The organism is Winogradskyella sp. PG-2, assembly GCF_000828715.1.
Taxonomy (GTDB): Bacteria; Bacteroidota; Bacteroidia; order Flavobacteriales; family Flavobacteriaceae; genus Winogradskyella.
In genome coordinates, this window is record NZ_AP014583.1 from 380,699 (window position 1) to 404,436 (window position 23,738).

At 30.8% G+C, this 23,738-nt stretch carries 18 protein-coding genes; 8 read left to right on the forward strand and 10 right to left on the reverse strand.

The annotated features are described in order from the left end of the window. The first annotated feature begins 96 nt into the window (after nucleotides 1-96). Nucleotides 97-1,122 (forward strand): glutamine synthetase beta-grasp domain-containing protein, encoded by a 1,026-nt coding sequence (locus WPG_RS01820; protein WP_045468613.1) that lies wholly within the window; start codon nucleotides 97-99, stop codon nucleotides 1,120-1,122. Nucleotides 1,123-1,190: 68 nt separating this feature from the next. Here WPG_RS01820 and WPG_RS01825 read toward each other — a convergent pair whose 3' ends face one another. Next, nucleotides 1,191-2,141: a calcium/sodium antiporter gene (locus tag WPG_RS01825; protein WP_045468616.1), complete on the reverse strand. Its 951-nt coding sequence runs from the start codon at nucleotides 2,139-2,141 to the stop codon at nucleotides 1,191-1,193. 161 nt (nucleotides 2,142-2,302) lie between these two features. Between WPG_RS01825 and WPG_RS01830 the strand changes: the two genes are divergently transcribed. From WPG_RS01830 to WPG_RS17180, 4 genes are read left to right on the forward strand one after another with little or no spacing between them, the layout of a single operon-like run. Next, nucleotides 2,303-2,776, forward strand: a complete 474-nt coding sequence (locus tag WPG_RS01830) for a hypothetical protein (protein ID WP_045468619.1) — start codon at nucleotides 2,303-2,305, stop codon at nucleotides 2,774-2,776. Nucleotides 2,777-2,797: 21 nt separating this feature from the next. Beyond that, a complete protein-coding gene (locus WPG_RS18930) occupies nucleotides 2,798-2,959 on the forward strand; it encodes a DUF5041 domain-containing protein (protein WP_084221500.1) in 162 nt (53 codons plus the stop codon). 38 nt (nucleotides 2,960-2,997) lie between these two features. Further along, nucleotides 2,998-3,357 carry a BlaI/MecI/CopY family transcriptional regulator gene (locus tag WPG_RS01835; protein WP_045475056.1) on the forward strand — a complete coding sequence of 120 codons (360 nt, stop codon included), beginning with the start codon at nucleotides 2,998-3,000 and terminating at the stop codon, nucleotides 3,355-3,357. Between the two features lie 2 nt (nucleotides 3,358-3,359). Next, entirely contained in the window at nucleotides 3,360-5,789 is a 2,430-nt protein-coding gene (locus WPG_RS17180) for a M56 family metallopeptidase (RefSeq protein ID WP_144374398.1), read from the forward strand. A gap of 72 nt (nucleotides 5,790-5,861) precedes the next feature. On the opposite strand, the gene WPG_RS01845 is transcribed toward WPG_RS17180, so the two are convergent. Further along, nucleotides 5,862-7,823: an endonuclease gene (locus WPG_RS01845; RefSeq protein WP_045468622.1), complete on the reverse strand. Its 1,962-nt coding sequence runs from the start codon at nucleotides 7,821-7,823 to the stop codon at nucleotides 5,862-5,864. Nucleotides 7,824-8,414: 591 nt separating this feature from the next. Between WPG_RS01845 and WPG_RS01850 the strand changes: the two genes are divergently transcribed. Next, nucleotides 8,415-8,567, forward strand: a complete 153-nt coding sequence (locus WPG_RS01850; RefSeq protein WP_045468625.1) for a hypothetical protein — start codon at nucleotides 8,415-8,417, stop codon at nucleotides 8,565-8,567. Between the two features lie 77 nt (nucleotides 8,568-8,644). Here the strand turns inward: WPG_RS01850 and WPG_RS01855 are convergent, their stop codons facing one another. The 7 genes from WPG_RS01855 to WPG_RS01885 form a co-directional block, all read right to left on the reverse strand. Beyond that, entirely contained in the window at nucleotides 8,645-9,544 is a 900-nt protein-coding gene (locus WPG_RS01855) for an anti-sigma factor (RefSeq protein ID WP_045468628.1), read from the reverse strand. A 167-nt stretch (nucleotides 9,545-9,711) separates the two neighbouring features. Further along, on the reverse strand, nucleotides 9,712-11,946 hold the full coding sequence (locus WPG_RS01860; RefSeq protein ID WP_045468631.1) for a TonB-dependent receptor: 2,235 nt from the start codon (nucleotides 11,944-11,946) through the stop codon (nucleotides 9,712-9,714). A gap of 162 nt (nucleotides 11,947-12,108) precedes the next feature. Then, nucleotides 12,109-12,582 carry a hypothetical protein gene (locus WPG_RS01865; RefSeq protein WP_144374399.1) on the reverse strand — a complete coding sequence of 158 codons (474 nt, stop codon included), beginning with the start codon at nucleotides 12,580-12,582 and terminating at the stop codon, nucleotides 12,109-12,111. A 2-nt stretch (nucleotides 12,583-12,584) separates the two neighbouring features. Beyond that, nucleotides 12,585-15,725 (reverse strand): non-ribosomal peptide synthetase, encoded by a 3,141-nt coding sequence (locus WPG_RS01870; protein ID WP_045468637.1) that lies wholly within the window; start codon nucleotides 15,723-15,725, stop codon nucleotides 12,585-12,587. 7 nt (nucleotides 15,726-15,732) lie between these two features. Then, a complete protein-coding gene (locus tag WPG_RS01875) occupies nucleotides 15,733-15,972 on the reverse strand; it encodes an acyl carrier protein (RefSeq protein WP_045468640.1) in 240 nt (79 codons plus the stop codon). After that, complete coding sequence (locus tag WPG_RS01880) at nucleotides 15,965-17,539, reverse strand: amino acid adenylation domain-containing protein (RefSeq protein WP_045468643.1); 1,575 nt, start codon at nucleotides 17,537-17,539, stop codon at nucleotides 15,965-15,967. The genes WPG_RS01875 and WPG_RS01880 overlap by 8 nt, the downstream gene beginning before the upstream one ends. A 6-nt stretch (nucleotides 17,540-17,545) precedes the next feature. Continuing rightward, nucleotides 17,546-18,700 (reverse strand): acyl-CoA dehydrogenase family protein, encoded by a 1,155-nt coding sequence (locus WPG_RS01885; RefSeq protein WP_045468646.1) that lies wholly within the window; start codon nucleotides 18,698-18,700, stop codon nucleotides 17,546-17,548. A 252-nt stretch (nucleotides 18,701-18,952) separates the two neighbouring features. On the opposite strand from WPG_RS01885, the gene WPG_RS01890 reads away from it, so the two are divergent. Next, a complete protein-coding gene (locus tag WPG_RS01890) occupies nucleotides 18,953-20,587 on the forward strand; it encodes a hypothetical protein (protein WP_045468649.1) in 1,635 nt (544 codons plus the stop codon). A 20-nt stretch (nucleotides 20,588-20,607) separates the two neighbouring features. On the opposite strand, the gene WPG_RS01895 is transcribed toward WPG_RS01890, so the two are convergent. Continuing rightward, nucleotides 20,608-22,239: a hypothetical protein gene (locus WPG_RS01895; protein WP_045468652.1), complete on the reverse strand. Its 1,632-nt coding sequence runs from the start codon at nucleotides 22,237-22,239 to the stop codon at nucleotides 20,608-20,610. A 391-nt stretch (nucleotides 22,240-22,630) separates the two neighbouring features. On the opposite strand from WPG_RS01895, the gene WPG_RS01900 reads away from it, so the two are divergent. Further along, on the forward strand, nucleotides 22,631-23,692 hold the full coding sequence (locus tag WPG_RS01900) for an ornithine cyclodeaminase family protein (protein ID WP_045468655.1): 1,062 nt from the start codon (nucleotides 22,631-22,633) through the stop codon (nucleotides 23,690-23,692). Nucleotides 23,693-23,738 lie beyond the last annotated feature (46 nt).

Here is a 23,738-nt window from a genome sequence, read left to right on the forward strand (position 1 = left end):
ATAACATTTCACCTAAAAGACCCTATTTTTTTTGACCGAAAGAAAAAAATAACAATATTTGTAACTTTATTTTTAGATATAAACAAAACTTTCATTATGGCAAAAATTAAATTAGAGTACATTTGGCTAGATGGTTACTTCCCAACTCAGAATATGAGAAGTAAAACCAAGGTAGAAGAGCATGAAAACTTTAAAGGAACTATTGAAGAATTAGGAATGTGGTCTTTTGACGGATCATCAACTAGACAAGCTGAAGGTGGATCTTCTGACTGTTTATTAAAACCTGTAGCAATCTATCCTGATCCAGACAGAATCAACGGATATTTAGTTATGACTGAGGTTTTAAATGCTGATGGAACACCTCATGTTTCTAATGGTAGAGCAACTATTGATGATGATGATAATGATTTCTGGTTTGGTTTTGAGCAAGAGTATTTTATTATGGATACTAAAACGCAATTGCCATTAGGATTCCCAGTTGGCGGATATCCTGCACCTCAAGGTATGTATTATTGTTCTGTTGGTGGAAAAAACACTCATGGTAGAAGTTTAGTTGAAGAACATGCCGATATGTGTATTGATGCAGGTTTAAACTTTGAAGGTATTAACCAAGAAGTTGCATCAGGTCAATGGGAATTCCAATTATTTGCTAAAGGCGCTAAAAAAGCAGGAGATGAAATATGGGTTGCTAGATATTTACTAGATCGCTTAACAGAAAAGTATGGTTACTATATTGATTATCACCCAAAACCATTAGGTAAAGATATGGATTGGAATGGTTCTGGTATGCACGCCAATTTCTCTAACGAAGTATTAAGAACTTGCGGCTCTGAAGAAACATACGGGAAAATTTGTGAAGCTTTCCGTCCAGTTGTAAAAGAACATATTGAAGTATATGGTGAGTTTAACGATCAACGTTTAACAGGTGACCATGAAACTGCAGCTATTACAGATTTCTCTTGGGGAGTTTCTGATAGAGGAGCATCAATTCGTATTCCAATTATTACTGTAGAGAAAGGTTGGAAAGGTTGGTTAGAAGATCGTAGACCAGCTTCAAATGGTGACCCATACAAGATTGCAGGTAGAATTATTAAAACTGTGAAAAGTGCTGATATTTCTTAATTTGTAATTTATAAAAGTAAAAAAAGGCTTGTATCAATTACAAGCCTTTTTTTATTTATTCTTATTTTCTATTTAAGTGTTATGTATATAAACACTAAGTATGCGCCAAATAACAACATTCCTTTTAACCTCCCTATTTCAAAACGTTTAGGAATAATCATTAATGGAATTAAAACTGCAGCAAACGCTATCATCCAAAAGATATTAGTAGATAATATTTGCGGTGTTTCTGGATTTACAACTATCGGTTTTACAATTGCTGTCAACCCTAAAACTGAGGCTATATTAAATATGTTAGATCCAATTAAATTACCTAAAGAAATAGCCTTTTCTTTCTTTAATGCTGCAATAACTGAAGCGGCTAACTCAGGTACACTAGTACCAATTGCAATTACAGTAACAGAAATTGCATAATCGCTAATACCAATTGCTTTAGCCAATTGTTTAGCGCCCTCTACTAACCATTCTGACCCAAAGTATAGACCAGCTGCCCCAATAAATAACCAAGCTACAATTTTAAAATCTGAAACCTCAGATAAAGCATCATCTACTTCTTCTAAACTTGCTTTAGTTGACTTTCTAGAGTTTCTTATTAAAATAATTAAGAAAGTAATTAATGTTATAAACATTATTATACCTTCTAACGCAGTGAGGACACCGTCATTTTTTAAGAAAAAGTACAATACAAAAGAAGCCAACATCATCATTGGCCAATTAAATTTATAAAAATCCCTATCTACTGCTAATGGAGAAATTATAGCAGTAATACCCAAAACCAAACCAATATTAGCAATATTAGAACCAATAACATTACCTAAAGCAATATCAGAAATTCCATCCATAGCTGCCTGTAAACTTACCAATAACTCTGGTGCAGATGTTGCAAAAGACACAACTGTCATACCAATAACTAGTTTAGATATTTTAAATCTAAATGACAAGGCAACTGAAGCTCTCACCAAAAAATCTCCACCAACAACCAACAACGCTAAACCTGCTATAACAAGAAATACACTCATTTATTTTTTATTATTTAATCCCCTTTTCTGTTAACGTCGCGAAGATAACATTTCATTTTTAGAGATATTAAAAACTAAAATTTTCGTTAAATAACTATTGTTTTAGTTGTATAACTATAAAAATAGTTATATGTTTGGTCAACTAATTTCTATCATAGTTTATGAAAAATACATTCTTGTTAATTTTATTGTTTTTATCTCTTAATATTTACTCCCAAACTGATGAAAGAGAACAACTAGCAAAAGAAGACTCTAATGACCAATACAACCAAAGTGAAATTACAACACTAGATTTAATTGAAGCTTTGGAATTAGCATCTATAAGAATTCATAAATTCGATATTGGTAAATTTGATAAAGAATATAAATTACAAATCTTTTCAGATGAATATGTGAACGGTAAATTAATTAAAAATGACACGATTGTTGATTATAAAAACGATTATAGTTTTTGGATAGATGGGAAATACAATCAAGGCTTTATTGATCAAATTAAAATTTTCACGAAAACTGATGAAAATAATAGTACCTTAAGTATTAAAACATATGCCTTACATACTCAAAAAGAAATTAACCTTGGTAAAACTGATAATCGTCAATTTTATGTTTGGCGCGAATATGAGGAAACAAAATAGGAATTAGACAAAAAAATTCCGATGCTAATTTTCGCATCATCTTGGCTTGATAAGGAATATAATTTCCATAGATTTTGCGGAGTAGTAAATCTAAAAGATGATGATGAAAAAACCACCGAATTATTAACATCATCCCCAAATTATATAGTAATTAATTATAAAATATCTGAAATAGAAGAATAACCTTATCATAAATGAGGTTAATAAATAAAGACAATAAAATGCAAAAACTAACAAACAAAGAAGAAGAAATTATGCATATTCTATGGAAGCTAGAAAAAGCTTTTGTAAAAGATGTTTTAGCTGAAATTAAATCCGATAAACCTCATTATAACACGCTTTCTACTATAATTAGAAACCTAGAAGAAAAAGGCTACGTAAGTTATAATGCTTATGGGAAAACGCATCAATATTTCCCTATCATATCTAAAGAAAATTATAAAACTAAATTTATGAACACTGCAATTGAGAATTACTTTAATAGTTCTTACAAAAATGTAGTGTCATTTTTTGCTAAAGAAGAAAAGATTAGCGTTGCAGAGCTTAAGGAGATTATTGAGTTAATAGAAAATAAAAATTAATTGTGGAATATCTTTTAAAAGCTAGTGCAGTTATAGTACTATTTTATTTGTGTTTCTACTTCTTTTTAAAGAAAGAAACGTTTTTTAATCACAACAGATGGTTTTTATTGGCAGGAGTAATTATTGCATTAATTTTTCCATTAATCGTAATACCTGTTGAGGTTATAGATGAACCCAACTTAGTACATGAGACCGTGTTTGCGTTCAATGATGTGATACCAGTAGTGGTTGAAAAACCAATAGTTCAATCAAAATTTCAATGGCAAATAATCATACCAATTATATATGGTATTGGATTGACCATATTCTTAATTCAGTTTTTATTTCAATTTGGATCCTTAATCATACTATTACTAAAAAACCCAAAAGATAATGACGGTATTTATACCTACGTTATTGTAAATAATAAAATTTCACCTTTTTCATTTTTTAAATGGATTGTTTATAATCCAGAATCATTTAATAACGAAGAGTTGCAATTAATGCTCACTCACGAAAAAGTACATGCTAGTCAATTACATTCTATAGATATATTAATCATACAGTTGGTTTGCAGCGTATTTTGGTTTAATCCATTAATATGGTTATACCGAAAAGAATTGAGACAAAACTTAGAATATATTGCAGATTACAAAACCCAAGAAAAATCAAATAGTGAGAAAGAATACCAACATTTATTACTAAAAACTAGTGTTGCAAATCTAAATGTTTCACTTTCTAATAATTTTTATAATTCATTAATCAAAGAACGCATAGTTATGTTAAAAAAATCAAGATCAAACAAAAAAAAACAATGGAGATACTTATTAATGCTACCATTACTAGCAGGTTTACTCATGAGTGTAAATACCGAAAATGTCTATAAAGAAACTGAGACTACAGTTGAAGGTAATAATAACACTATTGAGTTTGTTGTGACAAAAAACACTACAGATGCTGAACTTATTGCAATGTCTTCTACTATTGAAAATAAGGGAGGAACATTAGTGTTTAGTGATATCAAAAGAAATACAAACAAGGAACTTATTAACCTTTTTCTGAAACTTAATAATCATAGTTATGGTTATACAGATGGCACTACTCCAATAGATTCTTTTATAATTTATAAAGAGTTATATGGTCGTAGAGGTGGTTTTGTAGGTCGTATTAATGGTGCAACTTTACACTTTGATGATGACACAAATGATAAAGAAATTATTGACTCTCTGGTAAAAAGAGCACATAAAGCTATTACTAAAAAAGGCTTCCAAACTGCTCAAATTAATGAAAAACCCAAAACAGATATTACTCCTATCAAAATCGTTTTTAATAAGGAAATGACTGATGTACAATTAGATGAGATTAAGAAAGAACTAAAATCTAATGGTATTGAGATGAACTTAAAGCACTTAAAACGAAACGCAAAAAAAGAAATTATTGATATTAATATAGATTTTAAAACTAAAAATGGTTCTGCTAATTATAATGTGAAAAATGAAAACGGTATTAAGTCTTTCTATTTTAAATTAGATGAAAACGGGAGTTTCGGTGTTGGAGCTATTAATAAAAATAAATTTGTTTTTGCTGAACAAATTTTAACAGGAAAGTCTAATACAGAATCTGACTCAAAAGCTCGAGTATTTGTCTTTGATGAAAATGACGAAAATGCATTTGAGGTTGATTCAACTCATGCAAATATATTAATCAAAAAACATAATGGTAATGTTAAACATTTTAAAGGCCTTACAGGTCAGGACACTATATATTTTGCAACTATAGATTCATCTAAAGTAAAACGTATAACGAAATTAAAATCAAATATTTATTATCAAGATGATGCACCAGTAACAATCATTCGTTCTGTTGACAATAACCTAAAGAATCCTACAGTAAGAGGCTATTCTACTACTTTTAATAATCAAAATACTAAACCACTTTACATTGTAGATGGAAAAGTAATTAAGAATTATCAAGCGGATGCTCTTGATCCAAATAACATTGAAAAAATCAATGTATTAAAAGGAGATTCAGCTACTCAGATTTACGGTAAAAAAGGAGAAAATGGTGTTTTAGTCATTACAAGTAAAAATCCAAAATCCTTCACTTTTAAAGAAACAAAGACTAAAAGTCCTTGGAGAGTAGAAGTTGGTGGTGTAAGCTATATAGATGAAGATGATCCAAGGAAAAATAGTACGCTTGCTTATTTAACAAAATACACCTCCGATATTGCTCTAGATAATCACAAAGAGAATCTCAAAAAAATTGGGATAACTGTTAAGTTCACGAAACTAAAACGTAATAAAGCAGGTGAAATTACAAGTATAAAAGTGAGTCTTAAAAATAAAAAAGGAGCTCAAAGTAGTGCAACTTGGAAAGTTGACGATGGTATACCTAGTATTGAATTTGGTGAAACAGATGGCTCTCTAATTGCAAGAACAAGTGAAATGAACTAAATGAGTTAATTCTATAATAAAAGCCAAACTAAAATTCTTAGTTTGGCTTTTTTAATTCAGCTAAAGAGCTACTTATTCTATAATTACTTTCTTAATCGTTGAATTTGCATCACTTATTAATTTTAATAGATATAAACCTGATGATAAGTCTAAATCGATAAATGCTGCTACTGATTTAAAATCCTTTAAAAGTTTTCCTTCAATAGAATAGACTTCAATATCTATTTCTGAGTTTAAACCTGTTATATATAGCCTTCCATTTGTTGGATTAGGGTAAATGGAAGCAGTACTAAATTCATCCTCTGTTAAACTCAGTGATTGATTCCAAGGATCACCAACATTAGTTCCCCAAATATACTCTACCATTAATGGTAGATCTATAAATGGATTTCTATTTTTTTGCCAATTATAAACGATATTGTTTCTGTTCATTTCAAAATCATCTGGTGGGTCATTTCTATGCCAATCTAATAAAGTATCTAAATCTCCTAACTGTCCAGTTGTATTAGGAAATCCATCAACAACCTCCAAACCGTTATATCTAATTTCCATATATAAAACACTTCTTGCCACATCACCTCTAAAGCTTCCAAGTGTTGCAGTTGGACCAATATACTGTCCATAATGCTGATTACCTCTAGAACTGTTTTCTGATGCATCTGCAGCTCTTAATGCATGAGCATCTGAATTACCATGACGTAGCGAATCTGCTTTAGTTGTCCAAAACACATCAATGCCATCGGAGATCTCATCTTCTTCAATATCAAAAAACCCTCCTCTAGATCTTGGATACGTATGTTCCCTATTCCATTTTCCTGCATTACTAGATCCTGTCTGTAAATCTAATTTTGGTCGTCCTTCTTCAGAATATACTAACCAAACCTGGTTACTGTTTTCTGGGTTTTGATCTGCTTCTGTTAAAATATCAAAAACATCTGCATACGTTTGTGCTCTCACAGTTGTGGGATCGGCAATAATATCTTGCAAAGCTTGTCTTAATGCAATATCTGCTAATCCATCTGTACTATCATAATAACCTGCTGGCTGAGTACTCTGTACAACTCCTGTAGTTGGATTAACTGGAGTTCCCCATGCTGCCATAGTAAAATCATTATCTACAATTCTTACCTCTACCCTATTATTAGAAGGAATAGTCGGCTCTACCAAATCTGTAAACCTAATTTGCAAAATCTCATCACCTTCATCTAAAGCATCATCAACTAGAGTTATTGTTGTACTCGTTGAATTTTGACCATTAGGAATTGTAAGATTTATATTCCCTGTGTAATCAGAAGTATTAAATCCGTAATTAGTAAGACTTATGCTAAAATCTAGATCAGAAGTTACATTTGTATCTGCTGTAAATGTTATATCAAAAGTATCATCTTCATTATACATAGATTCAGCTACGGAGATTTCTATAGCATTAAAAATAATTCCACTACCGTCATTTAAAGCTCTTGGTGTTGGAGTGCCTGTAAAATAAGTACCATCATTATTACGCTGAATAGAATTGGTATTACCACTAGAACCTTCGTTTATTTGCTGAATACTTGCAAAATTAGGATCATCATCAAAAATATCTATCAAAGTTAAATCATCAGCATCACTTGTATCATAGAGTAATACATCTACCAAGTTAGTAATATTTGCGACTGTTCCTTCAGGAAAATCATTTGGAGATGCTTGATAAATTGCCACAGCATCAGCACCATTCTGTATTAGATTTTGAGCAATTAATAATTGAGGATATGGTGATACTCTTGTACTTCCAATGAGTAATAACCCATTACTGTCAGTTGTAAATCCAGTTAAATCAATTGTTAAATAGCTAGAATCTCCTCCACTTGTAGAGCCGTTGAAAAAGACAAGTACGTAACCATCAGTTGAAAAATTAGGTGTCTGAGATTTTATTTCAACAAATTCTTCAGTATCTGTACTCGGGTTATCACAATCAAGTTCATTAATTACTAAAGTTTGTGACCAACTAAATATTGAAATAAAAACTAATAGTATCGTAAGAATTCTTTTCATACTCTTTTTTTTACAAAGATAACCTTAATATTAGATAGCTATGTTAAGCGCAAATTAAATACAAAAAATAGACTAAATAAACTATGATATTTATCAGGTTTTCAATTAGCAAAAAAGATGAAATCACCAAAAACAGGGCTTTTAATAATGAAACGCCTCTACGATTTTAAAATTAAAGCCAAAAAGGCCCTAGAAACATATATATTTGCAACCGTAAACATTATATTTAATTACTTTTTATAACTTATTTTAAGACAAGTCACAAATTTTAGTAATCATTATCATTTTTTTACTTATAAATATAAATGCAAAATCATCGATTTATATTAAATCGTTTGGAGAATGATTAGTTGTCTATATATATTGAAAACTCAATCAAGAAAACGTAGTAAATTATTAACCTCTAAACCAAAAAAATTATGATGACTTTAGCAAAATTGATTATTGAAATAATATTTTCAATATTCTAAATTAAAACCAAACAACCAATCAAAAAAAAGTAAAACTTAGTTCTAGAATAAGTTTTACTATTTTTGTTTCTCATAGTCATCTTAGTGAAAGAACTGATAGCTTTAGTTACTAATCCTAACCATGAGAACACAATTATTTAAGGCTTTAGCCAAACTAAATAAAGCCATATTACCATCTTACAGTAAAAAACAATTAGATCTTAGCAAAGCTTCTAAACTTCAGCTGGCTATTATTGGCTGGCGTGCTTATATTACAAAAAATGCTCTTAAATAAAAAAAGACTACCTAATGGTAGCCTTTTAAAAACTCAACTTAATCTATCGCTTTCGCGGTAAATTTCTCTTTCTATTCTTAATTTCTTGTTACAGAACCTGTTATCGTTTCTACTGGGCCATCACCCATATCAATCACAGTATGGTTCATAGCTGCAGCAGGTACTACATGAGCTAATGGCTTTAATGTAAAAGGTGCTGTACTATTATCTGGGTAAGGCTCTACAGAGATTACAACGGTTCTTCCTTTTAAATCAGTCGGAAATGTTAAACCTGCAGGAGCATTTTGTAAATAATCCTCACCAGGATAACCAGGTCCATTACCAGAATCCCCTTTAAATACCGAAGATGCAGCATTATCATCTGCACTTTCAGCTGATGAAAAAGCTCCTGTACTTATAGGTGTGCCGTCAAAAACTACCCAACCTTCATATTTCCAACCTGCTGCTAAAGTAGGTAGGTTTAAGCCAGCTACTGCAGGAGGCGCAGAGTTGTCTAAGAACCAAACTCCACTAGCTTCATTTGTATCATCCATGTCAGTAGGTGTTGCTAATATATACTTACCTGTAGCATCTGCTAAAGATGTTAATGTACTTCCTGAATCTACCAAAGTATTATTAGAATTCACATTTGCCGAATTTCCTAAAAAATCTCCAGCTAAAATTTTGGTAGCTGCTGGCGCAGGATCTGGATCTACTGCAGGTTCTATTGATAGTACAAATTTAGTTGCGCTACTTAATTGCGCCGCACTTACAGAAAAAGTTTGTGGAAACACAACATTCGAAAATGTTCCTGTACTTACTGGCTGACCATCTACGATAATCCAACCTTCGTAAACAAAATCGCTACCTAAAGATTCTAAACCTTGTAGATCTAAAGTTAAATCTGCATTTGTTGGTGTGTTGCTATCATCATCACTACTGCAGGATACTGCTAATAATCCTATTGCTAGTAATCCTAAAATTGTTTTTTTAATCATTGCTTTATTGTTTAATAATGTTCAGGTTCAAAATTATAACAAGACAATAGATTAAAATGTTAGATGGCTAACACTAACAACTATTATTCACATTTTTAAACAAAAAAGAATCACTAATAATTTTATTCGTGATTCTTCCAAAACCAATTAATATTTTATGCTTTACATTAGAAAGTAACTGCGATTTTAGCTCGCAAGAAAAACGGAGTACCTGGTGTAAATGTAATTTCTTCCACAGGTTGCGCTTCATTAAATAAACGTGTTTCTGTTGCGAATTGTGTTTCATTCCATTCTACATCAAATAAGTTTTCTACTGCTAAGCCTATCGACCAGTTTTTAGCAATATCATAATTAATATTGAAATCCGTTACAAAATAACCTTCTGCAACAATAGAATCATCCTCATTTGCAGGTCTATCATCAACAAATCTGTAACTCAATCCACCAGAAAATCCTTTTAAACCTTTAACAGAAATACTTCCTGTTGATGTAAAATCTGGTGCTAAAGGAATAAAGTCTTGCCCATCAGGCTCATCTACACTTCGAGCAACTGTATAATTCACATCACTATTAACAAATAACCAATCTGTAATTTGATAGCGAAAACCGAAATCAATTCCATAACGCTTAGATTTCCCACTCGGCTCTACAATACCACCATCACCAACATAAACAAATTCTTGTTCAGAAAACAAAGTCCATAGTGCTGTATTAAAGACCAAACGATCTGCTGGTTTATAAATGGCACCTAAATCTGCACCAAAGGCTGAAGGCAATGTTTCTTCACTAGTATTAGCTGTAACTACACGAGCATCATTAGAATGAAAACCATAACCTAACTTTGCAAATAATTGTAAGTCTGAAGATGCTGCAAAAATAGTATTGAACTTAGGACTTAAAATGGTTTGTGTTTCATTTAAAGTCTCAAAACTATCAGCTAAAAAATCTACATACCCAAACTTAAAATAGTCTAGCCTTAAACCTGGATTTAACGTCCACTTCTTTGTTTTATAGTTTCCACTAAAAAAAGCATATCCATTTAATTCATCAATATCACCAAAAGCAATACGCTCTAATGTTTCTCTTCTATTTTTAGTACACGATAATTCAACATCATTAACATCATCATATCTAAATCCTAAACCAGCATCAAAGCTCAATTGAACATTATGATCTTCGATATGGAATGTTCTATTATAGACACTCTCAGCCCCTAAAATTGTGCGGCTTTCTTTTTGTTTTATTTGATCTCCATTTACAGGATCTTCTAAAAAGAAGGTAAAGTTAGAATACAGCTCAAAATCATATTTAGACAAAAAGGCTTTGGATTTTATACGTTGATGTTCATCAATTTGTTTGGTATGATTCACCCACAGGTTTGACCTACTTGTTGATCCACCTTCGGTATCATCAATAGCACCAAAACGACCTATTAAGCCTTGTTCTACAGCTCTTGTAGGAATTTGACCAGACGCATCCCATCTACTCTGAAAATGAGAAAATGATAAGGTTAATTCTTCATCTTCATAATTATTGAAATTATAACGTCCTAAGACATTTAAACGATTAAAATTTTGTGGTGATTGAAAAACACCATCTGTAAGCACTAATTCTGAAGCTACATAAGCACTGCTATTTTCGCCTTCAGAAATCTTAAATAGATTGACTGCTCGCAAAGTATTGTATTGTCCAGCTTCAATTTTTATAAGATTATCATCTATTGATTTTTTGGTATTCAACTCAATATAACCAGCAGTATTAAAATTGCCTTTATCAGCATAATACGGCCCTTTACCAAAGTCTATATTACCTATAGTTTCTGGAATTACAAAGTGCAAATCAGCATAACCTTGACCGTGAGCATGCGATGGTAAATTTACTGGTAAACCATCTGTAGTAATAGAAATATCAGTACCATGATCTATATCAAATCCTCTTAAGAAGATTTGTTCTGCTTTACCTCCACCTGCATGCTGTCCAATGATTAGACCCGGAACTTTTCTTAATATTTCTTGTGCAGATTTTATTGGATTTGTCTTAATATCTACATTGGCATATTGACTCAATACATTAAGTTTAGATACAAGTACAACCTGATCTAAAGATACTGCAGCATCTTTTAGTACAATATTTACCGTAGTATCTAATTGACTGCTTGTAATCGTAAATTCTTGTTGTTCATAACCTAATCCACTAATTACGATAACATCTCCTTCTGAGATATCATCTAATTCAAAATAACCTGAGACATTTGTATATGCATAGCCTCCTGTATTTTTATTATATATGTTAACACCTTCAATAGGTGTTTTGTTTTCTGTTGTTATTGTACCACTAATTTCGTGAGCAAAAGCAGTACTACATAGTGCCATAAACACTAAAAATAATAAAATGCGTTTCATAGTTTTTTATTTAAAATTGGTTGAATTTATAAGTCTCTCTAAATGAAGCTTATAGTTAAGCATAAGATTCATAGTTCATTTCATTTGGGTAAATTGATAAACTATAATTAAAAATTTAATTAGAATAAAATTGATGATTTAGAAACATCATCTTTTGTTGGCTTAAATTTGTGGAGGTCGATACAAATCTTTAAGATATCCTTTAATAACAAATTGATTTTGTGTGCAATAATTAGGAGTCTCTTTTGTAATTATTTTATTGAATCTTAAGACATACTTGTTGTTATCAATATGTTTATTTATTTTTAATTCGAGATTTGTCGACTCACTTTTTTGATTATTGTCTTTGTTAGATACACCATCAAAAACAGTATTTAAAAAATCTAAAAATCCATGTTGATGATTAAGAGTATAACTACTTGACATCTCGTCTATATTGACTTGGTTTGCAAATTCATAATTCTGAACCTCATTATGTTGCAGCACAAAACTTGGTGCCTTAAAGTTATGAGAAATAGTATGTAATATAATATTTAATTGCATGTGTGCAGGCCCTAAAACATAGCACAAAGTTATCGACACAGCCAAGACTTTGAAGATAAAATGTTTAATACTATTTGATTTATTTGACTGCATTTTTATTCGGCTAACAAACTAATAATGGTTTCTTCTATATATTTTGCATAAGACGCTATAGTAGGATAAATGAAAATTTTGTCTAGTGGGTTTTCCATTTCAAAAGCTTCGTTTAATGCACTAGCAATTCGCATTGCCAATAAGGAATGTCCTCCTAAAGCAATAAAATTATCATGAATTCCAATGACATCTATATCTAAATACTCTGACCAAATGTTTGCTATAATCTCTTCTATTTCATTTGATGGAGCAACATAAGTTACATTAGATTCAAATTGAATATCACTAGACTCACTGAGTTTTTTACGATCTGTTTTTGCATTTTGTGTTAAAGGAAACTCCTTCAAATATTTAAATTGCAATGGCACCATATATTTTGGCAATTGTTTCTCAAGATGTATTCTTAATTCTGAAGTTTCTATTTCAGAATCGCCTCTATAAAAAGCCACTAACTGCCCTATTTTCTTTAAATTATCATCATTTTTTATCACTAAAGAAATCGCTTCTTTTACTGCGTAATGCTGTTCCAAAACACTTTCAATCTCACTTAACTCTATACGATGTCCATTGAGCTTTACCTGACTATCTTTTCTTCCGAAAAATTCGTAATCACCATCAGCATTAATCCTAACTAAATCTCCAGTGTTATATAAAGTATCTGTATTTAAATATGGATTTTCTATAAAGCGCTCTGCTGTAAGTTTAGGACGTTTTACATAGCCTTTTGCAACCCCATAACCACCTAAATACAACATGCCGATAACTCCATCTGGAACAGGATTTAAATACTCATCTAAAACTAAGGCAATGGTATTATATATGGGTAATCCTATTGGTACAGATACTTTCTTATGGTTTTCTAAATTAAATTTTGTTATTATACTACCAATAGTAGCTTCTGTAGGTCCATAGAAATTATAAATAGATAAATTTTTATGATATTCGTTTTGAATTTTTGTTGCTAAATCCGTTTTAAAGTCTTCACCAATGACAATTACATTTTTAAGCTTGGACCCTGAACTGCCTTTACCAATAAATAATAAAAGATGTGAAGGCGTTAATATTATCGAATCTGCTTTATCATCTGAAAGCATTCTAATAACCGAAGTATCTGGTCCTTCTTTATCTTCTTTGTAAACAATAATCTCTCCCCCATGATATAAAGGCAAGAAAATAGCTGTATATGTAATATCAAAACTAATAGATGTACAAAATGCAAACTTTGTATTTTTTCCCCAATAAGCATCACACCAAAATAAATAATTTGATAAGTTTTTATGAGTAACCATAACACCTTTTGGCTTTCCTGTTGAGCCAGAGGTGTATAAAATATAAGCTATTTGGTCAGGTTTACTTTCTGGTAATTGAATATTTACATCAGACTTATTTTGTTGCCAATTATCGGTACTTAGATTTAGTTTAGAGACTGCTATAAGTTCTAAATTATCTTTAAGTATAGAATTTGTAATCACTAAAGAACATTCAGAATTATTAATAATATAAGCTACACGCTCTTTAGGTTGATCGGCTGCAATAGGAACAAAGACAGCATTCAACTTTAAAATAGCAACTAATGAGACTATATAATCTGATGATCTGTATAAATGAACACCTACTTTATCTCCTGAAGTAATACCTTCTGCCTTCAATGAATGAGAAAGCGCATTAGATAAACGACCAAGTTTAGAATAAGTATAGGTGTTAATACCATCTCTAATTGCAATGGTTTCAGAATTACTTTCAATAATATCATTTATCACCTCAAGAAATGGGCGATATGCATTCTTAAAATCAAATGCGCTCAACTTATCTATTAAACTTGACCTATTAGTAATTGCTGGTTCATTAATTAATTGTGAGGTATCATCTAAAAAAGCATCTAAAACGGTCAAAAAATGCTCAGGTATGTATTGCTGTTGACTGGTATTAAAAATAGCTGTATTTAAATCAAAGAATAGTTCAATATCTCCCGTACCATCCATATCATATACAGTAAATCGCATATGGTGTGATGCATCGCAATGATTTGGATGAATCCATTTTGATTTTGTTGGGCTACCATTAAAGTTTGAGAAATTCGCTTTGATATAATTTAATACTACATTAAATCCGCCACTAGCTTCTGTACTTGCCATTCCTGGCTGTGCATGTCGTAGATATTCATTGGTTTCGTTTCTAACTTTGTTATATATAGACAGAAAAGTGTCTTCTTCAGAAAATTCAGCTACTAAAGGAAATAATTCAACAAACATTCCAGCTGTTTTCTTAAATTCATTGGTAACTCTACTATGAGACAATGCACCAATGGCAAACTTTTCTGTATTGCTTACTCTTTTTATGTAAATAAATAATGACGTTAAAAAGATATTGAAATAAGTAAGATCTTTTGTCCAACAACGAATTTCTGCATTTGCAGCTAGGTTTGATAATTTTGTAGCTCTTTCTTCTCCTAACTTAACGGTAATTCTATTTGAAAGCGAAGTCGTTTGATTTGTACTTTCCCCATATAAAACAGGAGGTGCAGTAACTTTTTTAGCACTATCTAACCAATACTTTCTAATATTATCTTTAGCTTTATCTTCTGTAATATGCTTTTCATATTTTAAATAATCTCTATACTTAGGCATCTCTAATGTATTACTATTCTGAGATTCTAAGTTTAACTTGTAAACTTTAGAGAAGTTTTCGAAAATGACAGTTGAGGATGTTGCATCTGTAACTAAGTGATGCATATTTAAAAACCAAACATAATGCGCTTCTCCTAATTTATATAACGTAGAATTAAAAAGAGGTTGAGACACATCGAACAATTGCATAGTTCGTTGTTGTAATAAAACTTCTAAATCAGAAGTTGATGTATTTGAAAGATTTTCAATAGACATATTATAATTGAAATCCTTTAATATATTTTGAAACGGAATCCCTTTTTCTTCACCAAAAGTCATTCTAAAAACATCAGCAGCGTCTATAAGATCTTGAAACGATTTCTTAAAGATTTTCTCATCAATAACACCGTGGATTTCAAATGAATGTGCCATGTTATACATCGGACTCTCAGGATTTAGTTTTTGACCAACCCAAAGCATCAATTGACTTTGCGTCAATGGTATATGAGATTCAATATGTTTTTTTTCAACTGACATTAAAACGTTACTCTGCTTTACTTTTTAAATAATTAGAAATACAGGCTACCGTCATAAAGTTTTCTATTACCATATCTTGAGCTGGTATTTTTAATTCAAATTCTTTTTCGATAAAATTTACTAGTTTCATCATACCTAATGAATCTACTAATCCACCACCCAACAAATCTTCATTAGCATCAATATGAATAGATTCAGAGCCTACTATAAGTTCATTTTTTATATAATCTATAATTTTATTATCCATTATAATTTTCAGCTATTTTTATTTTAATCTTATTTCTATCTACCTTATCTGAAGTAGTTCTTGGAAATTCATTCATGATGTAAATATGCTCAGGAACTGCATATTTCGGTAAATTTTCAGCACAATGAGCTTTCAACACTTTTATTTCAAGCTCACTTGTTTTTAATAGAACAACTGCGGTAATAGTATCTCCTGACTTATGTGTGTATTTTTCTAGATAAGTAATCGCTTCTCTAACATCTTTATGCTTTACAAGCTGTGCTTCTACTTCGTCCAACTCCACGCGATAGCCTCTTATTTTCACTTGTCTATCATTTCTACCAACGAATACTAAATCCCCATTATCATTTTCTTTCACAACATCACCCGTTTTAAAAAACTCAAAATCATAAACCGGTAAAATGGATTCTTTGTATAAAGATTTATCAGTAAGTTCACTATTATTCCAGTAGCCTAACATCATAGTTTCACTTCGTATTGCTAAAACTCCAGATTTCCCTTTTTCTACAGGTAAATCATTATCATTTAGTATTCTGTATTCTGTATTTTCCCAAACTCTACCTAGAGGCAAATCGCTTTCAAGTTTATAATTTTTATCAATATTAAAATACGTACATTGATTAACTTCTGCGGGTCCATACACATTCCCAAACATAGCTTGTGGCCATAATTCTATTAATTGCTTTAAATATTTCCTAGGAAAAACTTCGCCCCCAAATAAGACCCAACGTAAAGCTGATAAATCTTTTTCTTCTAATAACCCATTTAACAATAGTTGTATTAATGCTTGAGGTGCAGAATACCAAATTGTAATTTCTTCATTCTCCAATAATTGAGATAAACTAGCAGGTAACTTAGTATGAGCATCTGATAAAATTACAGTCGTAGCTCCTGAAAAAGGTGCTGTAAAATAAGCAAAGGTTGAAATATCAAAATGCAATGGTGCGTGGCCAGCAACAATATCAGTGGAATTAATATTATAAATTTCTTTAGAACGTTTAACATAAGCTAAACAACTATTATGAGTATGCATTATACCTTTAGGTAAACCTGTGGAACCAGACGTATACATTATATAAGCTAGATCTTTACCTAAGACTCTTGGAAACTCAATCTCATCAGTAAAACTTTTAAACACTTGGGTCCAAGATATAGTTTCAATATCTATATCTTTTTCTAAACCAATTATTACTTTTAAAGGTGTAGACAATTCAATAAGTGATACAATATCTCTGGCTTGCGAAGGTATTGTTACTAAGTGTAAAATATTACAATCTTTAATAAGAAACTTGGTACGCTCTTTCGGTGCAGTAGGATCTAGTGGAACAAATACTCCTCCTGCTCTAGTAATACCATAAACAGCAATAATAGATTCAATAGAACGATTCATATAAATACCTACACGATCTCCCTTTTTAACTTCTAAATCGATTAACAAAGCAGCCAATGCCTTTGCTTTTTGTTGTAAATCATTATAAGTCAAAGATTGAGACATATATTTACAGGCCTCCTTATTAGGGTGCTTTAAAGCTGCATTTTGTAATATTTTTGGGATGGTATAAATCATTGTAGGCTATTTAGAAAATAATAGTTGGGATATTATATTCCTTTGTATGTCTGATGTACCAGCGTAAAGAACTCCACCAATGGCATCTCTTAAATCTCTCTCTACTCCTTGCACTGTTAAATAACCACTTCCCCCATGATTTCGTATCGTATCTATACTAGACGTTATAAAGCTTTCACTCAATTGTAGTTTTAATAATGCTGCATCTAACATAGCTGAATCACCTTGATTTTTTAGCCAGGCTACTTTATATAATAATAGTCTTGATGTTTCCAAACGTAATTTCATATCAGCAATACGATTTGAAACGGATTGAAAGGTACTTATAGGCTTACCAAATTGTTGCCTTTCTTTCACAAAATCTATACTAGTTTCTAATTGGCGCTCCATGGCTCCTAATTGGCTTGCTAAAATGCTACATCTATCATATTCTAATGAGTACGATGTAATTGCCCAACCAGCTCCTTCTTTTCCTAATCTATTCTCTTCTGGCACGAAACAATCTTCAAAAAACAAATCACCAATAGGTACTGTTCTTAGTCCCATTTTAGATTTATTAGGTCCTTGAATAAAACCTTTTGTTCCTCTTTCTACAATGAAACCTGTCACTCCCCATTTTCCAATTTTAGGGTTTACATTTGCAAAAATTAGAGCAATATCTGCTTCTGGTCCAAAGGTTATTAAACGCTTTTGCCCATTTAAAATATAACCACCTTCAACTTTTTTAGCATGTGTTTGCATATTAAATACATCAGATCCAGCTTCTGGTTCCGTAAGTCCATGTGCGCCAATTTTATCACCAGTAACCATAGGTCTTACAAACTTTTCACGTTGCTCCTCAGTACCAAACTCATATAATGGTAGTTGAACAGTCCACATTTGAGCATTTAAAGCAAAAGGCAAACCATTATCTTTAGAACCATAACCAAGACCTTCCATAGCTAATGTTGCAGTCAATAAATCTACATCGTTAAATTTTCCTCCATATTTTTTTGGAACCGACAATCCTTGAATACCAAAATCTGCACATTTTTTCCATAATGATCTAGAGAAATTTAAATGCTGATCTCTATCAATAAGATTATCATTAAGATGCGCTTTTGCGAACTCAATAATTTTATCCTTAAATTCTAGTTGTTCTGAAGTCCAAGAAAAATTCACTATTGTTTGGATTTAAAATAAACGATTAATAAATATTATCTATTGTTACCGATTATCTATAATTAAGCTAAAATAAAGGTATAAGATACAAATAATGAGAAAATAAAGATGTAATGACTTTAAATTCGATTAAGATTCTTTATTTCGTTGTAATACTAAAAAAACAGATATTTACCAGTTATTTATAATTACCTTTAGTATCATCTAAAAGATGAAATCTACTTTATTTACATAAATATACAGTCATCAGTTTTGAAGGCATTTAAAAAATATCTTGTTGAGTTTTGGAATCAAAGAGATACTATTAAACCCAAAAATGGAGTAAAACTTAGTGCCTACTTTTTTGCAGTTATTGTAATTTACTATACTCTAGAAAAAGTTCTTCTTCGCCTAACAACAATACCCTTTAACCTTTATCATAACGATCACCTTTTTATGGCACTTTTTAAAAGATTAATCAGTGTTAATTATATTCCTATAATTTTTATACTAGTAGTAATTTTATTTCACAAAAAGTTACTTATTTCTTGGAGTCATTTTGAAAAAGGGCATACAATAAGAAATCTATTATTTTATATCGCTTGTATTCTAACATGGCTTCATACCACACACGATTTTAATTTTTATTTTGGACAGAATTACACACTAGATAGAATTTTACTTTTACTCTCATTAGGTTTAATTTATTGGAAGCCCGTTGGCACTATTCTATTTCTATTTTTTCTTTTCCCATTAGTAGGACAACTTGAAGTTTTAGAAGGTTTTTCACTTTCCACCACGTTTTTATTAACTCGAATTATCATTTTATTTATTGCTTTTTTGAGTATTCATATAGCCTTCAAAAAATTTAGATTTAATCATTTTATGTTTATGCTCGGTTGCTTTGTAGCTTCAAATTATATAGTTTCTGGAGCTGGTAAAATAATGTTAGGAGAATGGATTTTTAATAACCAAGTAAACTACCTATTACCTGCAACTTATGCTAATGGTTGGCAATCTTATTTAGATATAGAATCTCTCAATTCTCTTACTAGTTTTCTAAATCGTTTTAACTTACCCTCTCGAATATTTTCATTACTTATAGAATGTGGAATGGTCTCACTCTTCTTCAACATTAAATGGGCTAGGATCTTATTTATTGGTTCAATTATTATGCATTTAGGTATTTTCTTTTACTCTGGTATATTCTTTTGGATGTGGATATTGGTGCTCGTTGGTTTGCTTTTTATTTTTTCAAAAAAAATAATTGAACCTTCAACACTATTCAACAAAACATTTTTTCTGATAGCTATTCCCATTATTCTTGCTGGTAAATTTTGGATTAACCCAAGCCCAAAAGTATGGTTTGATTCACCATTAAATTATACTTACAAATTTAAAGCAACATTAGAGAATGGTGAAAAGCATCTGCTACCTCCAGATTTTTTTGCGCCTTATGATGTGCAATTTACATTTAGTAATTTTAAATATTTAAATAAAGAACCGCTTTTAGAAATATTTTGGGGAGCGCATGCCTCAAAAAAGCTTCATAACTATCTTAAAACATTTCATTCTACTAGTGATATTTTCGAATATGAAAAACACCAAGGAAAAGATTATTATGACATAGAAAAAAAAGAATTTCTAAAAACATTTATAAATCAATATATATCTAACTGGAATCAAGTAAAAAAATCCAGAAATACTATTTCTTATCTAAGAGCACCAAGAATATTATGGAATTACCCTCGAAAAAATTTCGACCTTATTGGTAAAACTATCAAAAGCATAGAGGTTATCGAAGTTACTTCATATTATTCTAAACAAAGCGGTTATAAAGAGATTAGAAATAGAACAGTTTTAAATATGTTCATATCAAAAGAAAATTCACTTATTGAAAAAGAGTGATTGATTGATTGTTTAATCTGTTACTTATCAATATCTATAGTTAGTACTTTCTGTTGTCTAATTTTTCTATAGTTCTCACCGTCGAAGAATGTTAGTTTCTGATAGACATTAACTTTAACAATATCGTGCTTACCATTATAAGTATTTGTAGTAGGAAAAACTATACGTTGTGGAGGAGCACCTAAAGCTTTAAACCATTTACTAAGTGTTAGTTCATATTTCTTTTCGTTAATGAACTCATTCATATAACGCTTAAACTCTTTTGTTAATCTTACATTGTAACGAATTTCACCATTCTCCTTCTCAAAAGCAAGAATTTGTTCATCGTCTTTGTAGGTTAATAATTCTTTTACTTCATTACCATCAAAAGATACTCCCCAAATAATATTTAATGTAGGATTCTGATTCAAAAAATGAAACCCATTTGTCCATGCTAGCTCATAATACTTTGGCCAAAAACTATTTATCGGAAGATTAGATGTATTTCCGGCTACATCTTCAACTTCAAAATAATAAGTATAATTCAATGGCGAATCATGCCATACATAAACTGACGGTCTCAACCATTTTGAAGATATAAAAATCAAACAAATAGACAATAAGATATGCCAAATACTAAACGAATTAATTTTAGAAGAAAAGACACCTCTTTTCCATAATATGGCTAGCAATGTAATCTCTAGAGCAATCCATGGCCAAAACAAGATACCTGTCAATACAAACACTAGTGTATGAAATAAAAGAAATCCTAAAAGAAAAAACTTAACAGACCAGTTTTTTCGAACTAAAATAAGAATACATCCAAACTCCATAACCAAACATCCTAACTTAAGAAATAAATTGTATTTAGATAAAAAATGGGTGATCTCAGATAAAGTGTCTTGGCTCAAAAAAATAACCCAACCATCAGCATACATATTGCTTAATAATAGATATATGTGATTATCAGTTAACCATCCCATTCTTATTTTGCCAAATCCAGCAGGAAAATAATTTCCGGCTAAAACCATAAGTAACACAAATACAAATACCCCAATTTTCCATTTTAACTTAGGAAATAATAACCAAACTATCAATTGAGCACTAAACAGTATTAATACTCTCATTGGTAATTCTGCGATGCTCCAATGATTAACCATTAATGGCTCGCCAAAGTGGACTAAAATTGGAAATAAAACATAAAGAATTAAGAAAAAAGGACGCCAAAAAACAAATAATGTTAGAATTAAAACCGTCGTTCTTTCTAACCAAGTGTTCTCTAATAAAAAGTAATTAAACGGATAACTAATATGTGCCCAAGACAAAGCAATAACACAAATACCGACGATGAGCCTTAATTTATTTCCTCCTTCAATTGTTTTCCAATTTACAGATATCAATTCTCGTCGCCATAGCATTAAAATTAGAATTAAAATTACCGGCACTAAAAGCCATAGACTTCCTTCAAAAAACTGAGTAGGCGATACAGACAAAACAACCTCATTAAAATTATTTGGACTTATTTCTGTAAGCGCTTTGTACCATAAATTAAACGCAAAAAATGCTATAAATAAAACACAAATTTGTATTAATGAAGGTATCGCTTCGAGAATCGTATTAGGAATTAATTTCTCTATTCTGTTTATAAAAGTTAATTCTTTTAAACCACTCATAATCCTATTCTGTTTTTAGCAAAATTAATACTCAAAATATTACGTCTACTAAAACCAAATAAATGATTTCATACTACGCAATTTATGTTATGAAAGTTTTTAAATAATTATACAATTAAGCAAAAATTTAATCACATTAATCATTTTATCGACAAAATGACAATAAATAAGAACTAACGAGATACAGTACTAAAAAACTGATTTTTAATCTCAAATTACGAAGAAAAGTAATTTTTAAGCTATTTTATGTAATTATAAATTCAAGGAGATATGACCTTTTAGTTGTTATATCTAATAGAATGACCACTTTATCGAATGTATTACTACAAATGAGGTATATCAACAAATAAACTACTATTTTGAGAAAAAAAGCCCAATAATCTAAAGAATTATGGAGAAGAAAACCCTAATCTTATCAGCTAATGATGTTAATCAAATTTTAGAGACCTATGGTCTTAATAGGTTAATGGATACGCTGATTAAAAGAACAACAGATCATATTAGAAGTTACGACCCAGAAAAAACAGAGATTCCAATTAGATCTGGGTTTAATTATGAAAATAATGATCCTGGTTTAATTGAATGGATGCCAGTTCACAAAAAAGGAGATGAAGTTGTAATTAAAGTTGTAGGTTATCACCCTAGAAATCCACAAAAATATTATTTACCTACAATTCTGTCTTCTATTTCTTCTTATGATACAACAACTGGTCATCTAAAAGGTTTAGCTGATGGTGTACTTCTTACTGCATTACGCACGGGTGCCGCATCAGCAGTAGCGTCACAAGTATTAGCGAAAACACAAAGTTCTACCTTAGGGTTAATCGGTTGTGGTGCGCAAGCTGTTACTCAATTACACGCATTATCTAGAGTATTTGATATTAAAAAAGTAATGCTTTATGATGTGGATGATAAAGCTATGAATACTTTTAGCGATCGTATTACTATGTTAGACCTTAATCTCGAAATTGTATTCTCATCTATCAATGATATTTTAAATACCAGTGATATAGTATGTACAGAAACCTCAATTGATGTTGGTACTGGGCCGCTTTTTTATAATTTAAAAACTAGTGATCATCTTCACATCAATGCCATCGGTTCTGATTTTCCAGGAAAAGTAGAGTTACCTTTAAACTTTTTGAAACAAAGTTTGGTATGCCCAGATTTTTTAGAACAAGCTAAAATAGAAGGTGAATGTCAACAGCTAGAAGATTCTGAGATAGGTCCTGTTTTATCAGATTTGGTAAAGCACAGTGAAGATTATGTTTATGCAAAAAATCAAAGAACTGTCTTTGATTCTACGGGTTGGGCACTCGAAGATCAGATAGTAATGGACCTCTTTTTAGATTTAGCTAAAGAATTTGGTATAGGTCAAGAAATTGCTTTAGAAAATATTTCTGAAGATGCTAAAAACCCTTATAGTTTTATGTTGAAAGCGGTTTCGGTATAACGCTCTAAAACACTTAAAGGATTCTTATCCAATAACTAACACCATC